Here is a 13,872-nt window from a genome sequence, read left to right on the forward strand (position 1 = left end):
CCGCTCAGCGCGGGCGGCCCCGCCCGGAGCGCAGGGCGTCCCGGAAGACCCGGGCGGAGCGCGGGTTCTCGTGGCACTGCCAGACGCCGTGCGGGCAGTAGTCGGTGATGCTGTGGTACAGCGGCTTCTGCGCGGCGATCCAGGCCAGCATCCGCCGCATGTACTCCGGGTCGTCGCCGTTGCGGAAGAGCCCCCACTCCGGGTACGAGATGCGCTTGCGGTGGGCGTTGGCGAAGGCCACCTGCTGCCGCAGTCCGTAGGGCTGGGCGATCTGGTCGTCGAAGGACTCGCCGGGCGGCTGGTCGTAGGAGTCCATGCCGATGATGTCGACCACGTCGTCCCCGGGGTAGCAGCGGGTCCAGGCGATCGCGTCGATCCCGCGGTTGGGGGCGAAGTCGAAGCGGAACCGCGCTCCGGGCACGCTCCGCATGGCGGCCACGATGCGCCGCCAGTACTGCTTCCAGTGCTCGGCGTCCGGGCGGCACCGGCCGGTGTACTGGAAGCCGTTCATCTCCCAGCCCAGCACCAGGATCGTGTCCGGCACGCCGATGCCGACCAGCCGCTGGGCCAGCCGCCGGAAGTGCCGGTCGTACTCGCCCCGGGCGCCGGCCCGCAGCAGCTCGGCGACCCGGGCGTCGGGGGCACCGGATTCGTTGTGCTCCAGCATGGGGACGTTGAGGACGAAGAGCCGGTCGGCCTTGGCCCGGCGCCAGCGGGCCCAGGTCCGCAGCGATTCGGGGGCCCCTTCGATGTTGGCCCAGCTGTCCCCGGGCAGGTAGGTGTGCCCGGCGCGCAGCTCGGTGCCGCCCAGCCAGCGGGACAGCTCCCGCATCCGGTCCACGCCGGGCGAGCCGTAGTGCAGGTAGGCGCCCACCGCCACGGTCCGCCCCGCGCTGCCGCCGAGCGCACCGCGCGGCGGTACCTGCACGGAGCAGCCGACCGCGAGCAGGCAGGCGGCCAGCAGGCTCACCGCAGCCCGGACCGGCCGGCGGCTTGGACGGGACATGCTGCCTCCCCTGGCCTCGGCCCCCGCGCACGCTCTGCGCGGGCTCCTCGCGAGTGCCCTCGTAGCAGAGCTTGCCCGGGACGCGGCCTTCGTCCGGCGTGTCTCAGCGGGTTTCACCCGCAGGAGTGCGTGGGCGGGAGAAGAGCAGCATCGCCCCGGTGACGATGATCCACAGGATGCTGGGCCAGGCCGAGGCGCGTTCGAAGGCGCCCTGGTCGCTGGGGTCGGGCCGGACCCCGGTCAGCACGGCGCAGATCAGGGAGGTCACCCCGCAGACGATGCCCGCCGCACCCCAGTACGGCCGCCCGGTCCGCCGGAGCAGGACGCCCAGCAGCAGCACGCCGACCGCCCCGCTGAAGAAGCAGGTGCCGGCGGAGAGCAGGTGCGCGGCCGGGCGGAGGTTGTAGGGGTTGAGGCCGGTGGCGGTCAGGCCCAGGCCGCTGAGGGCCAGTGCGGTGAAGGCGGTGTTCCGCAGCCGGCCGGCCGGGAAGAGCCCGGCGTTCAGCACCGCGCCGAGGGCCAGGCAGAGCCCGCCGACGATCCAGGCGACGTCGGCGGCCTCGTGCCAGGGCGAGCAGAAGCGGAAGCCCTCGACCCGGCCGCAGCGGGTGATGCCGAGGGCGGAGATGATCTGGTGCACCAGGCTCTGGTTGGTGGCCTCGGGCAGCACCACGGCGTTGTTCACCACGGGCATCTGGACCAGTGAGGCCCACAGGAGGCCGCCGGCCACCAGCCGCCTGCCGGTCGTCGGGGTGAGGGCGTCGGGGGTCATGGCGGCGTCCCGGTGCCGGGGGCCGCCGCGGGCCGGGGGCGGTCCTCGTCCGCCACCCGCGTCCCCGGGTGCAGCAGCGTGCACAGGTACGCCAGCGCCATCGCGACGGCCATCCCGTAGAAGACCGGCCGGTTGGCCTCGGCGAAGTCCAGCCGGATGTCCTGGATGGAGTGGCGCATCGCCGTGGCGGCCGGGCCGGTGCCGGTGGGCAGCCGGTCGTCCGGATGGCCGGTGATCCGCTCCGCGATGGTGCGGGCCAGACCGGGAGCGCGGTCCGGGGGTGTGCCGGCGGCGACCAGGGTCTGGGTGACCCGGCTGGTCATGACGTGGGTGAGGAGGGTGCCGAAGACCGCCATGCCCACCGCCGCCGCGTAGTTGCGCACCGTCTGCGTGACGCCGGTGACCTCGCCGTACGAGGCGCCGATGGCCCGGTTCACGGCATCGGTGGCGGCCGGGGACAGCAGCAGGCCGATGCCGGCCCCGGCCAGGCAGGCGTAGGGCCACTGGTCGTGGGCCGACAGCACGGTCAGCTTGCTCGCCCACAGGGCGAAGCCCGCGCAGCCGAGCGCGGTGCCCAGCCGCATCGCCGGGCGGGCCCCGCGCTTGTCGAGGATCCGGCCGCCCCACTGCGCGGCGAGCCCGAAGCCGGCGAAGAAGTACAGGATGTACAGCCCGGCCTGGTCCGGTGAGGCGCTGAGCGAGACCTGCGCGTAGACGGATGCGAAGAACATCACCGGCACGAAGGCGAGGGTGGAGAAGAAGAGTACCAGCGTGTCGGCGGTGAAGGCCCGGTCGCGGAACACCCGCAGCCGGATCAGCGGTTCGGTGGTGCGCAGTTCGTACCGGCAGAAGACGACCAGGACCAGGATCCCGCCGCCGATGCAGGCCCAGGTGAGGGGCCGGCCCCAGCCCCAGGCCGCCGCCTGCTGCAGTCCGAGGACGTTCAGGCCGAGGCCGGCCGCGACGAGCAACGCGCCGGGGGCGTCCAGGCGTTCGCGGCGCCGGGAGTCGGGGAAGTGGGCGAGGGCGGTGAGGACCAGCGCGACCAGGGCCACGGGGACGTTGATCCAGAACACCGCCCGCCAGGTCCAGGCGGTCAGCCAGCCGCCGAAGAGCGGTCCCAGCGCGGTGAGTCCGCCGGCCAGGACGTAGAACAGGGCCAGGGCGCGGCCGCGTTCGCCGACCGGGAAGACGTCCACGACGACGGCCAGCGCGGCGGGGAAGACCAGCGCCGCGCCCAGTCCCTGGGTGGCGCGGAAGACGAGCAGCCAGGTCTCGGCTGCCGCGCCGCCCGGCACCGAGCCGCACAGCACGGAGGAGGCGACGAAGACGAGGGTGCCGGCGACCACCACCCGGCGGTGGCCGAGGATGTCGGCGAGCCGCCCGCCGAGTGCGAAGAAGGCGGCCAGCGCGAGCAGGTAGGCGTTGACCACGCGCTGCATCGCCGAGGCGGACAGGCCGAGTTCTTCGGTGATGCTCGGTGCGGCGATGCTGACGATGGTCTGGTCGACGAAGACCATGGCGACGGTGAACACCATCGCGGCGAAGACGAGGTTGCGGTGCAACCGGATGGGGGCGGACGGCTGACCCGATGCCGGTGCGGACGGCGCGGTCGGCTCCCCCGGCGCCGGTGCGGGCCGTCCCGCGCCGGCGGAGGCGGTGCCGGTGACGTCGTGGGAAGCGCCCGAAGCTGCGCCCCCGCTGTCGCTCACCGTTCCGATTCTCCCCGCCCGCGGGCCGGGCCGCACCCCGTACGGCTTCGGCGCCCTGCTGCACCGGATCGCGGCCGAGCCGTGAATGGCCCACTGTCCGGGGGTGCAAATGGCTCTCTGTTTCAGGCCACTGGACGCCTAGCATCGATCACATGACCACCAAGATCGATTTCTACTTCGACCCCATCTGCCCCTTCGCCTGGATCACTTCGCGCTGGATCCTGGAGGTGGAGCGGCACCGCGAGGTCGACCTGACCTTCCGGGTGATGAGCCTGTCCGTGCTCAACGAGGGCCGGGAGGGCCTGCCCGAGCGCTACCAGCGCCTGATGGAGACGGGCTGGGGGCCCGTGCGGGTGTGCATCGCGGCGGCCGAGCGGCACGGCGCGCACGTGCTGCGCGACCTGTACACCGCGCTGGGCAACCGCTTCCACCGCGACGACCGGCCGGCCGACGACGAGGTGATCCGCGAGGCCCTGGCCGAGGCGGGCCTCCCGCTCGAACTGGCCGAGGCGGCCCGTTCCACGGCGTACGACGACGCCCTGCGCAAGAGCCACCACGAGGGCATGGACCCGGTGGGCGAGGAGGTCGGCACCCCTACCATGCACGTGGACGGCACCGCCTTCTTCGGCCCGGTGCTCAGCTCCATACCCCGCGGCGAGGACGCGGTCCGCGTCTTCGACGGGGTCCGGCTGCTGGCCGGACACCCCGACTTCTTCGAGCTCAAGCGGACCCGGACCGGCGGACTCGACTTCGGCTGAGCCCGCCCGGCCCGGTACGCACACCCCTCAGCCGGCGGCGCCGTCCAGCACCCCGGCGATCCCCCGGGCCAGGCAGCTGACCCGGTCGGCCGGCAGACCGGCGATGTTGATCCGGCCCGCGACCGTGCCGTAGATCGCGAACCGGGCCCGCAGTTCCTGCATGTGACCGGGCGTCAGCGGCAGCATCGAGAACATGCCCTTCTGCTGCGCCAGCACCTCCGCCTCGACCGGCCGGCCCAGTTCGGTCAACCGGGCTGCCAGGGCGGTCCTGTTGGCGGCGATCCGGCCGCGCATGGCGTCCAGCTCCGCACGCCACTCGGCCCGCAGGCCGGCGTCCTCGAGGACGGTGGTCACCACGGCCGCACCGTGCTCGGGGGGCATGGAGTACAGCGTGCGGGCGGCGTTCTGGAGCGCCGTCTCGGCGTGCCGCAGCGCCTGCGCGGAGGTGCCGAGCACCATGGCGCAGCCGGTCCGGTCGCTGTAGAGCCCGAAGTTCTTGGAGCAGCTGACGGCCACCAGCATCTCCGGCACCCGGTCGGCGAGCAGCCGGGTGGGGGCGAGGTCGGCGTCCAGGCCGTCACCGAGGCCGTGGTAGGCGAGGTCCACGAAGGGCACCCAGCCGCGCCGGACGGCCAGTTCGGCCACCGCCCCCCAGTCCCGCGGGGCCGGGTCCACGCCGGTGGGGTTGTGGCAGCAGCCCTGGAGCAGCACCACGTCGTCGCGGCCCGCGCCGGCCAGGTCGGCGAGCATGCCGGCGGAGTCGAAGCGGCCCTCGGCGTCCTGCCAGCGGTACGTGCGCACCGCCAGGCCCGCCGCCTCCATGATGGGGCGGTGGTTGACGTACGCCGGGTCGCTGATCCACACCGTGGTGCCCGGGCGGGTGCGGCAGATCAGGTCGGCGAGCAGGCGCAGGGCGCCGCTGCCGGCCACCGTCTGCACGGCCACCGCGCGCCCGGCCGGCCCGGACTCGCCCAGCACCATGGCGAGCATCGCCCGGTTGAAGGCGGTGTTGCCGGACAGGCCCCGGTACTCCTTGGAGAGGGAACGTTCCGCCAGGCGTATCTCGGCCTGCCGTACGGCGCTCATGACCGGGGTGGCGCCGGTGTGGTCGCGGTAGACGCCCACGACCAGGTCCAGGCGCTCGGGCCGGGGGTCGGCCCCGTACGCCTCGGTGAGGTCCCACAGCGGGTCCACGGGCGGCGGGAGGAGAAGGTCAAGCATCGGTGGCAACCTCGGTGTCGGACGGGGCGGAGGAGGGGGCGGCGGGGACCGGGGCGGGCCTGGGGCGCCGGTTGGCGAGCACCACGCCCGCCGTGATCAGCGGGACGCCGGCCAGCACCGCCGGGGTCGGCGACTCGCCCAGCACCGGTACGGCCAGCAGCACCACGGCCACCGGGCTGAGGCTGCCGGCCACGGAGCTGCGCTCCGCGCCGAGCCGCCGGATGGCGAAGGCGTACGTCAGGCCGGCGACCAGGCCGACGCCCAGCCCCTGCACCACCGCGAAGAGCGCGATGTCGGAGGCGGCGGCCGAGCCCAGGCCGGTGGGCAGCACCCCGGTGAGCACCAGCAGGCCGAGCAGGACGAAGGACGGCAGGCAGAGCAGGCCGATGGAGCCGACCGGGTCGAGCTCCACCTCCTTGAGCCCCACCGTGTACAGCGCCCACAGCCCGCTGGCCAGGAGCAGGATGCCGGAGCCGGTCAGCACGTCCGCGTCGACCGGCACCAGGTAGCGCCAGACCAGGACGAGCACCCCGGTGGCGATCAGCAGCAGGCCGGCCGCCTGGCTGCCGCGGGGCAGGCCGCGCCCGCTCAGGACCATCAGGAGGCTGACGAACAGCGGGACCATGCCGGGCACCAGCGAGCCGACGAAGGCGGCCGAGGTCAGGGCCCCGCCGTGCATCGCGGCGAGGAAGAACGGCACCCCCGCGCCACAGACGATCTTCAGTGCGGCGGCCGGGCGGACGGCGGCGATCCGGCGGCGGCGCCGCCACAGCGCGGGCGCCAGCACCAGCAGCGGCACGCCGAAGCGCAGCAGGCCCGCGTCGGCCGGGGCCAGCGACGAGCCGTGCAGGGCCCGCGCGCTCAGCGCGAAGCCGGCCCAGATCAGGACGGTCACCAGCAGCGCGGCCGCGCCCTGGGCCTGGGGCGTGAGCCCGGGTATCCCGCGCGTGCGGCGCCCGGGCGGCGCCGTCGTCGCGGGGACGGAATGCGTGGTGACCAAGGCGGCTCCTCCAGCCCTCGGGGGCCGGATCCGGCCATGCCGCAACGCTAGGGCCTGGGCCGGGGCAGCCGATTGCCACTTCTGCCCTCCAGACGTACCGTGAGGGCAGAATCTGCCAAGCCCAGGGGGAAAAGACGATGGACGCCGTCGACCGGCAGATCATCCGCGAGCTGCAGGCCGACGGCCGGCTCTCCAACCAGGACCTCGCCGACCGGGTCCGGCTCTCGCCTTCGCCCTGCCTGCGGCGGGTCCGGCGGCTGGAGCAGGCCGGCCTGATCCGCGGTTACACCGCCATGGTCGACCAGGTCGCGTACGGCCTGCCGATCACCGTCTTCGTCCGGATACGGCTGGAACGCCACACCGCGGACGCGGTCAAGGTCTTCGAAGAGCACGTCGGCGTGATCGAGCACATCCAGGACTGCTACCTGATGGCGGGCAGCAGCGACTACCTGCTCCGGGTGGTGATCGAGAGCCTGGAGGCCTACGAGGCCCTGGTCCGCAAGCGCATCCACGCCATCCCCGGCATCGCCTCCATCGAGTCCAGCTTCGCCTTCGGAAGCGTGAAGCAGTCCCGGATCTACCCGACCCCGGCCTGATCCGGGCCAGGGCCGCACCGGGCCCGTCCGGTCAGCCGCACAGCGGCCGGCAGGGGTGGGCGGCCAAGGCCGCCAGCCCGGCGGCGTCGGGGGTGGTGTCGGCCGCCCAGGCGACGTACCCGTCCGGGCGGACGAGCAGGGCGGCGGGCAGACCGGGCACCGGCGCGGCGCGGACGGCGCCGAGCCCGTCGGGGAGGATCCCCGCCAGGTCGACCAGGACCGGCCGGCCGTCGTGGAACAGCGCCGGGTCGAGTCCGGCGGCGCGGCGCCCGGTCAGCGGGTGCCCGCCCGGCAGTTCGTAGGCATGCGACAGCCCCGACATCTGCCCCGCCAGGTACCGGTTGGCCTCCGGGAGCCGGAGCATCTGCGTGAAGACCGTGCGCAGTTCGACGACGTCCTCGGCCGGGCGGGGGTCGGCGAAGACCCGCTGCGCCTGGGTGATGTGCAGGACCCAGGCACCCGCCGGGTGCCGTTCGGCGTGGTAGGTGTCCAGGAGTCCGGCCGGGGCGCGGCCGCGCAGGACGGCGGCGGCCTTCCAGCCCAGGTTGAAGGCGTCCGCCACGCCCAGGTTGAGGCCCTGGCCGCCGAACGGCGGGTGGATGTGCGCCGCGTCGCCGGCGAAGAAGACGTTCCCGACCCGGTAGCGCTCGATCTGCCGGGTGGCGTCGCCGAACCGGGAGGCGTGCACCACCTCGGCCAGTACGGTCTCCTCGCCGTATACGGCCCGCAGTTGGGCGGCGATCTCCTCGAAGGTCACCGGCCGGTCCTTGGCCAGCTCCGCGCCGCTGGTCCGGCCGCCGGTGAAGCGGTAGCGGCCCTCGCCCAGCGGCACCAGCATCACCCAGTCGTCGCCGACCTGCCGGGTGAGCGTGCTGATGTGCCCGATGCTCTGCGGGACCAGCTCCGAGACGGACGTCAGGCGTACGTCGGCGAGGACCGCGGTGTACGTCCCCGCGCGGCCCGGGAAGGGCACCTGGAGCAGCTTGCGGATCGTGCTGTGCCCGCCGTCGCAGGCCATCAGGTAGCGTGCGCCGATCTCCCGGCCGCCCGCGGTGACCCGCACGCCGTCCGCCGTCTGCGCCACGGCCGTGACGGGGGTGTCGCGCAGCACCGTCACGCCGAGGGCCCGGGCGCGCTCCTCGAGCACCGCCTCGACGTCGCCCTGCGGGACGGACAGCGGGTAGGGGTGGGCGGTGTCCCACGCGCCGTAGTCCAGCGGCACCGGGAGCATCGCGAAGTGGCCGCCGCCGGCCGGCTCCCGGTCGAGCGCGCGCTCCCGCATCGGCTCCAACAGGCCGCGCAGATCGAAGAGTTCCTGGGTGCGGGGCTGGAGCGCACCGCCCTTCATCTGCTCGATCCGCTCCGGGAGGCGTTCGACCACCAGGGTCCGTACACCGGCCAGTGCCAGCTCGCAGGCGAGTGTGAGGCCGGTGGGGCCGGCGCCCGCCACGATCACCTCCGCCGCCGCCGTCGTGTCGGCCGCCGTGACGCGCTCGGTCATGGTTCCTCCCAGGGTGACCAGGTGTAAATGTAAACCGCAATAAGAATGTATACCCGGTGCAGAAATCTTCCAAGTGCAGGTTTCTTGGTACCGTGAGCGGCATGACTGGGCTGCGGGAACGGAAACGAGCACGGACGCACGCCGCCATCTCCGAGGCGGCGATCGCGCTCTTCCTCGAGCACGGCTTCGACCAGGTGTCGGTGGTGCAGGTGGCCGAGGCGGCGGAGGTGTCCAAGCGGACGCTCTTCGCCTACTTCCCCACCAAGGAAGACCTGGTCATCCACCGCTTCGCCGACCACGAGGACGAGGCGGCGCGCGTGGTGCGGGCCAGGCCTGCGGAGGTCGGGCCGCTGACCGCCCTGCGGGAGCACTTCCTGGCGGGGCTGCGGGACCGGGACCCGATCACCGGCCTCAACGACATCCCCCAGGTCCTCGCCTTCGCCCGGCTGGTCCGGGACACGCCGGCGCTGCTGGCCCGGTCGGTCGGCTTCCAGGAAGGCTCCCGGCGGGCCCTGGCCGCGGCCCTCGTCGACACGGCCGGCACTCCCGAACTGACGGCCCGGCTGGCGGCCTCCTGGGTGGTCGGCACCCACTGGCTGCTCTCGATGGACAACCTCGACGCCCTGTCCGCCGGCGCCACGGCGGAAGCCCGCTACCCGGCCGCGGTCCGCGACGCGGAGACCGCCTTCACCTCCCTGAGCGAGGGCCTGGGCACGTCCCTGTAGCCGGGGCCGCCCTCCCAGGACCCGCACCTGGGCACCGTGGATGCACTTCCCGAGCATGGTGGGCTCCCGTCCCCCGTCGCCATCCTCCCGGCTCATCCACCGGTCCGAGGTGGGTGCGCCGAGCGCCAAGTGGAAGACATGCCGGTGCTGTATCCCGATCCAGTGCGGGGCTGATATCGCGCTCGCGGAACGCAGGGCGGACGGCAAACTCCACCTGGCGGAGCACCCGTGCGGCTATCGTCCAGGGACACATCTCACGGAGGGGAAACCAGTGGGACAGTGGCAAGACTTCACCACAGGTGAGCGGATCAAAATGCTCAGGGGCAAGGAGACCCAGACAGACCTGGCTGAGCGGTCCGGGCTGTCGAAGCACACCATCCAAAAGGCCGAGCAGGACAAGAACGTCTCATTACCGACGCTCCTTCGTCTCGCGGAGGCGCTGCACTCCGACGTGTCGGTGATCCTGGGGCAACAGGCCCCCCGCCGTGGGATGGGGCGGGACGATCGCTCGATGTTGCGTGAGCTGTCACGGACGGTCCACGACACCGCTGCCGGCATGCTGGCTGACCCTGCCGAGGGGGCCGCTCCGGGGCCGGCCGATCTCGCCGAGGCAGCTGATCGGATGTGGCGGGTGTACTGGCGCGGGGCGTACGCCGAAGCCGGCTCCTTGGCCGCACCGTTCCTGCGGTCGGTGGCTCTGTTCGGGCAAGAGGTGCCGGCCGGCCAGGAAGCTGAGGGCAACGGTCTGTTGTCGGATGCCTTCCGGGCTGCCGGCTTGATCGCCAACTTCCTTGGAGCCAGGGACCTGGCGTACGCCTCGATCGGACACGCAATCCGGCACGCGGAGTTGGCAGCCGACCCTGTCCGGGTGTCGATGCTGGCGTCTGCACGAGCGCGGGTCTTACTGCGGGATGCTCGCGTGGAACAGGCATTGCGCGAGGCCGAGTCAGCGGCGATCCGAGCCGAGCCGAGATTCTCCGAGCACGGCACGGGGCTATTGGCTGCGCATGGGAAGAACCTCGTCTTCGCGGCGGTTGCTGCCTCCCGGCTCGGCGACTCCGAACGGTCAGCGGACATGCTTTCTCAGGCGCACGCGGTGGCGGCGCGGCTGGGCCGCGACGTCTTCGGCAACGGGATGCAGTTCGGGCCCTCGTATGCCGGCGCCCAAGCCGTGGGGATCAACGTAACCCTTGGAAATGCAGGAAAGGCGCTTGACCTCTCCCGACGGTTCGATCCGGCCGGTCTGACCCAGGCCGCGCACAGCAGGATGCAGCTGGACATCGCGCTCGCTCAGGCCGACGCGCGCCAGTGGGAGACGTCTCTGGATACGCTGCTGGAAGTCTGCTCGGCCCATCCGGAGTGGGCCAAGCATCAGGCCATCCCCGGGGTGATCATCCAGAGGGCCGGTCGCGCCGGGAACGCCCGGATTCGGAAACTGTCTGAGATCCTTGGGACCTCGCCGACCGTCCGGTGAGTTGCTGATTCGAATCCTCAGTCTGGGAGAGCCCGTTGTCCTACCGCGGCCTGATACTCGACTTCGCGGGAGTGATGACCACTCCGATCGGGCAGTCCTCGCGGGCGTGGTGCGCCAGTGAGGGGCTGCCGGCCGACACGTGGCGGCGCACGCTGGAAGACGATCCATCAGGCCGAGCGCTGTACATCGAGCTGGAACTGGGCCGCATGGAGCAGGCCGAGTGGAACCGGCGGACCGCAGCGCTCATGGGCGTTTCCAGCGACAACCTGATGGGCCGGGCCCACGGCGAGGTGCGGGCCGTGGCGGAGATGGTGGAGCTGACGCAGCGCGCCCGCTCCGCCGGGATCGTTGTCGCCCTCCTGTCCAACTCCTACGGCTTCTCCCCGTACAACCCGTACGAGAAGACCGGAGTATGGGACCTGTTCGACGTGCGGGTCATCAGCGGGGTCGAGGGCGTCGCGAAGCCTTCCCCGGAGATCTACCAGCGAACGCTGGAGCGGATGGGGCTGGCCGGCTCAGAGTGCGTGTTCGTAGACGACCACCGGCCGAACCTGGCGCCCGCCGAGGCGATGGGCATAACGGCCGTGTTCGCTGACGGCCACGGAACAGCCTCCACGGTTGCCAGGCTGCTGGACCTCGACCCGGTGGAGCCGAACACGGCCTCCTGCCACTGACGTTGCCGGGCGGCAGGAAGACATGAACTCGTACGGGCCATACGACTTCGCCCTCCAGCGATCTTCCGAAGTCGTACGGGCCGCCGGTTCACTCGGGGCGACACTGCTGTGACAGTGGTGACATGCCCTCGGACGCACTTCGATCGCCGGGCCATGTCCCCGTAGCGATCTACCTTGCCTCACCGGGTGGAGATCCGGACGCCGTACTGGAGAACCACTGCCAGCAGTCTGCCGAGTCCCGCGAGTGGGCGGTGGCCGCCGTCTTCACCGAGAGGGGTCAGGTGCCGTCGGAGGACCGGGCGGGCCGGCCGGCCCTGCGGGATGCGCTCGGCGAGGGCATCCCGAGGAGCGCGGGTACCCCGTGACCGATGCCTCAGCGTCCATCCGTCTCTTCCTCCACTCCGGCCAAGGAGTAGTCATGCAGCCCCATCCGCAGCCGTCCTTCCTCAGCGATCTGGTGACCGAAGCCAACGGCGCCGTGGCGGCCATCCATGTCGGCCCCGAGGGCCTCGTCGCGGGTACATCGCCTGGAATCGCCCGCGACGAAGCGGACAAGTGGGCGGCCCTGATGGCGGCGCTGGGCTCCGTGAGCGGTAGGAGCCTCGACATCGCCGGCGACCTCGCCTCCCGCGGGAACCCGTGGAGCCACAGCGTGATCGAGGACCGGTTCGGCCAGACGCTCATCCTGGTGGGCGCTCCCGACCAGTCGATGCTCGCCGTCATCGGCGCGAAGGACGCGGACCTGGGCGACATCGTGGGTCGGATGATCGAACTCGCGGACCAGGGCCTGCCCACACCGGCCTCGGTCTGGTCGTGACGCGCCCACAGGACAGCCCGAGCCGCGCTGCGTAACCGAGCAGCGGTCATCGCCGGCCCGGTTCCCCCCACGGCTCTGCAGCCAAAGTGCCCGGCCCTATGCGGCTCCGGCAGGAGCTGGTGCATGGCCTGCTCCGAGATCCCGGCGCCGGCCTCCCTGCCGCGCGCGCTATTGACGACCGCCTGGCGGTCCGGACGTCACCGGCCGAGCCGTCGGGCGGTTGATCACCCCGGCGCGGACGGCCGCCAGGTCCCTGACTCACGGGCCTCTCGGTCCATGCCGGTCCGCCAGCCTTCTCGACCCAGAGCCCGGCGCAATCTCGCCGAAGAGGAGAACAATCATGACCGAACTCGCCAACCCGGAGCAGCAGCTGCGCGACACCATGGTCCAGCGGCTCATCGAGGTCGGGGCCGCCCGTGACCCTCGCGTCGTTGCCGCGTTCCGTGCCGTCCCCCGTCACCTGGCCACCCCGGAAGTGGAGGTAGCCAAGACGTACGAGGTCGAGACCGCCACGATCACCAAGACCGACGAGAACGGTGTGGACATCAGCTCCGTCTCGGCGCCTCGGATTCAGGCGATGCAGATCGAGCAGGCCGACATCAAGCCGGGGATGACGGTGTTGGAGATCGGGTCCGGTGGACCCAATGCCGCCTACCTCGCGGAGATGACCGGTGATGGCGGTCGGGTGATCACCATGGACATCGACGTAGATGTCACCGCGCGTGCGGAGCGATTCATCAAGAGCACGGGCTACGAGAACGTCACCGTGATCACCCGTGATGGCGAGCACGGGGCACCCGAGCACGGACCCTTCGACCGCATCGTGGCCACCGTCCAGTCCGCGGACATCCCGCCCGCCTGGACCGCGCAGCTCAAGGAGGGCGGCCGGCTCGTGGTGCCGCTACGGATGCGCAGCATGACGCGCACGGTCGCGTTCGTCCGCGACGGCGACCGGCTCCTCAGCGACGGGTTCGAGCAGTGCGGCTTCGTCCCGATCCGCGGTGCCGGCGAGAACCGGATGCGCCTCGCCGTCCTCCACGACGAGGAAGGTGCCGAAGTAGCTCTCCGTCTCGACGGCCACCCCGAGCCCGACACCGAGGCGCTTCGTGCGGCTCTGCGTTCTCCCCGGATGGAGGCGTGGTCCGGAGTCACCGTCGGCGGCGAGGAGTCGATGGAGCACCTCGACCTCTGGCTGACGACTGCCCTCGACAACCTGCCTCTCATGGCCGCCAAGATCGAGGCCAGGCGACGCGGAGTCGTGGCCGTCGCGTCACCGGTCGGAACACCGACGCTCGTGGACGGCGACAGCTTCGCCTATCGGCGCTCGCGGCCCACCGACCAGGAGGACCGCTACGAGCTGGGCGCTATCGGGCACGGACCCAACGGCCGGAAGGTCGCTGAGCGCCTGGCCGAGGAGATCCAGGCCTGGCACGACGGGCACCGAGGCGACCGCGCGCACATCGCGGTCTTCCCAGCGGGCACGCCCGACGAGCACCTTCCCGTGGGCAGGGTCATCGAGCGGCCGCACACGCGGATCACCATCTCCTGGCCGTGACCCTTCGTCCTAGCCAGGTGGTTCCACATGCACATCCGCACAGTCCACTGATCCCTCCACC

Annotated in this window: 13 protein-coding genes; 7 read left to right on the top strand and 6 right to left on the bottom strand. The window is 72.1% G+C overall.

The window, feature by feature from the left end:
- Window positions 1-4: 4 nt before the first annotated feature.
- The 3 genes from AB0O40_RS08890 to AB0O40_RS08900 form a co-directional block, all read right to left on the bottom strand.
- Window positions 5-1,006: a glycosyl hydrolase gene (locus AB0O40_RS08890; RefSeq protein ID WP_365037185.1), complete on the bottom strand. Its 1,002-nt coding sequence runs from the start codon at window positions 1,004-1,006 to the stop codon at window positions 5-7.
- Between the two features lie 103 nt (window positions 1,007-1,109).
- Window positions 1,110-1,778: a DUF998 domain-containing protein gene (locus AB0O40_RS08895; RefSeq protein WP_365037187.1), complete on the bottom strand. Its 669-nt coding sequence runs from the start codon at window positions 1,776-1,778 to the stop codon at window positions 1,110-1,112.
- Window positions 1,775-3,316 carry an MFS transporter gene (locus tag AB0O40_RS08900; RefSeq protein ID WP_365037285.1) on the bottom strand — a complete coding sequence of 514 codons (1,542 nt, stop codon included), beginning with the start codon at window positions 3,314-3,316 and terminating at the stop codon, window positions 1,775-1,777. Before AB0O40_RS08900 ends, AB0O40_RS08895 begins: the two co-directional genes overlap by 4 nt.
- A 326-nt stretch (window positions 3,317-3,642) precedes the next feature.
- Between AB0O40_RS08900 and AB0O40_RS08905 the strand changes: the two genes are divergently transcribed.
- The gene (locus AB0O40_RS08905; RefSeq protein ID WP_365037189.1) at window positions 3,643-4,248 is read left to right on the top strand and encodes a DsbA family protein; all 606 of its coding nucleotides are present in this window, start codon (window positions 3,643-3,645) and stop codon (window positions 4,246-4,248) included.
- 27 nt (window positions 4,249-4,275) lie between these two features.
- Here the strand turns inward: AB0O40_RS08905 and AB0O40_RS08910 are convergent, their stop codons facing one another.
- Both AB0O40_RS08910 and AB0O40_RS08915 read right to left on the bottom strand, forming a co-directional pair.
- Window positions 4,276-5,469, bottom strand: coding sequence for an aromatic amino acid transaminase (locus tag AB0O40_RS08910; protein ID WP_365037191.1), 1,194 nt, complete (start codon window positions 5,467-5,469; stop codon window positions 4,276-4,278).
- Complete coding sequence (locus AB0O40_RS08915) at window positions 5,462-6,469, bottom strand: DMT family transporter (RefSeq protein WP_365037193.1); 1,008 nt, start codon at window positions 6,467-6,469, stop codon at window positions 5,462-5,464. Before AB0O40_RS08915 ends, AB0O40_RS08910 begins: the two co-directional genes overlap by 8 nt.
- Before the next feature lie 137 nt (window positions 6,470-6,606).
- Between AB0O40_RS08915 and AB0O40_RS08920 the strand changes: the two genes are divergently transcribed.
- On the top strand, window positions 6,607-7,065 hold the full coding sequence (locus AB0O40_RS08920; RefSeq protein ID WP_365037195.1) for an Lrp/AsnC family transcriptional regulator: 459 nt from the start codon (window positions 6,607-6,609) through the stop codon (window positions 7,063-7,065).
- 31 nt (window positions 7,066-7,096) lie between these two features.
- On the opposite strand, the gene AB0O40_RS08925 is transcribed toward AB0O40_RS08920, so the two are convergent.
- The gene (locus AB0O40_RS08925; RefSeq protein WP_365037197.1) at window positions 7,097-8,566 is read right to left on the bottom strand and encodes an FAD-dependent monooxygenase; all 1,470 of its coding nucleotides are present in this window, start codon (window positions 8,564-8,566) and stop codon (window positions 7,097-7,099) included.
- Window positions 8,567-8,667: 101 nt separating this feature from the next.
- On the opposite strand from AB0O40_RS08925, the gene AB0O40_RS08930 reads away from it, so the two are divergent.
- From AB0O40_RS08930 to fxlM, 5 genes are all read left to right on the top strand, one after another.
- On the top strand, window positions 8,668-9,291 hold the full coding sequence (locus AB0O40_RS08930; RefSeq protein ID WP_365037199.1) for a TetR family transcriptional regulator: 624 nt from the start codon (window positions 8,668-8,670) through the stop codon (window positions 9,289-9,291).
- A gap of 271 nt (window positions 9,292-9,562) precedes the next feature.
- Window positions 9,563-10,765, top strand: a complete 1,203-nt coding sequence (locus AB0O40_RS08935) for a helix-turn-helix transcriptional regulator (RefSeq protein WP_365037201.1) — start codon at window positions 9,563-9,565, stop codon at window positions 10,763-10,765.
- Between the two features lie 35 nt (window positions 10,766-10,800).
- Window positions 10,801-11,439, top strand: coding sequence for an HAD-IA family hydrolase (locus AB0O40_RS08940; RefSeq protein ID WP_365037203.1), 639 nt, complete (start codon window positions 10,801-10,803; stop codon window positions 11,437-11,439).
- A 418-nt stretch (window positions 11,440-11,857) separates the two neighbouring features.
- Window positions 11,858-12,256 (top strand): hypothetical protein, encoded by a 399-nt coding sequence (locus tag AB0O40_RS08945; protein ID WP_365037205.1) that lies wholly within the window; start codon window positions 11,858-11,860, stop codon window positions 12,254-12,256.
- 340 nt (window positions 12,257-12,596) lie between these two features.
- On the top strand, window positions 12,597-13,811 hold the full coding sequence (gene fxlM / locus AB0O40_RS08950) for a methyltransferase, FxLD system (RefSeq protein ID WP_365037207.1): 1,215 nt from the start codon (window positions 12,597-12,599) through the stop codon (window positions 13,809-13,811).
- Window positions 13,812-13,872 lie beyond the last annotated feature (61 nt).

Source organism: Streptomyces sp. NPDC089919 (assembly GCF_040684615.1).
Classification (GTDB): Bacteria; Actinomycetota; Actinomycetes; order Streptomycetales; family Streptomycetaceae; genus Streptomyces.

Bases quoted from the DNA above. Each gene is read 5' to 3' on its own strand.
- AB0O40_RS08890 (WP_365037185.1), bottom strand. From the start codon at position 1,006: ATGTCCCGTCCAAGCCGCCGGCCGGTCCGGGCTGCGGTGAGCCTGCTG.
- AB0O40_RS08895 (WP_365037187.1), bottom strand. From the start codon at position 1,778: ATGACCCCCGACGCCCTCACCCCGACGACCGGCAGGCGGCTGGTGGCC.
- AB0O40_RS08900 (WP_365037285.1), bottom strand. From the start codon at position 3,316: ATGGTGTTCACCGTCGCCATGGTCTTCGTCGACCAGACCATCGTCAGC.
- AB0O40_RS08905 (WP_365037189.1), top strand. From the start codon at position 3,643: ATGACCACCAAGATCGATTTCTACTTCGACCCCATCTGCCCCTTCGCC.
- AB0O40_RS08910 (WP_365037191.1), bottom strand. From the start codon at position 5,469: ATGCTTGACCTTCTCCTCCCGCCGCCCGTGGACCCGCTGTGGGACCTC.
- AB0O40_RS08920 (WP_365037195.1), top strand. From the start codon at position 6,607: ATGGACGCCGTCGACCGGCAGATCATCCGCGAGCTGCAGGCCGACGGC.
- AB0O40_RS08925 (WP_365037197.1), bottom strand. From the start codon at position 8,566: ATGACCGAGCGCGTCACGGCGGCCGACACGACGGCGGCGGCGGAGGTG.
- AB0O40_RS08930 (WP_365037199.1), top strand. From the start codon at position 8,668: ATGACTGGGCTGCGGGAACGGAAACGAGCACGGACGCACGCCGCCATC.
- AB0O40_RS08945 (WP_365037205.1), top strand. From the start codon at position 11,858: ATGCAGCCCCATCCGCAGCCGTCCTTCCTCAGCGATCTGGTGACCGAA.
- fxlM (WP_365037207.1), top strand. From the start codon at position 12,597: ATGACCGAACTCGCCAACCCGGAGCAGCAGCTGCGCGACACCATGGTC.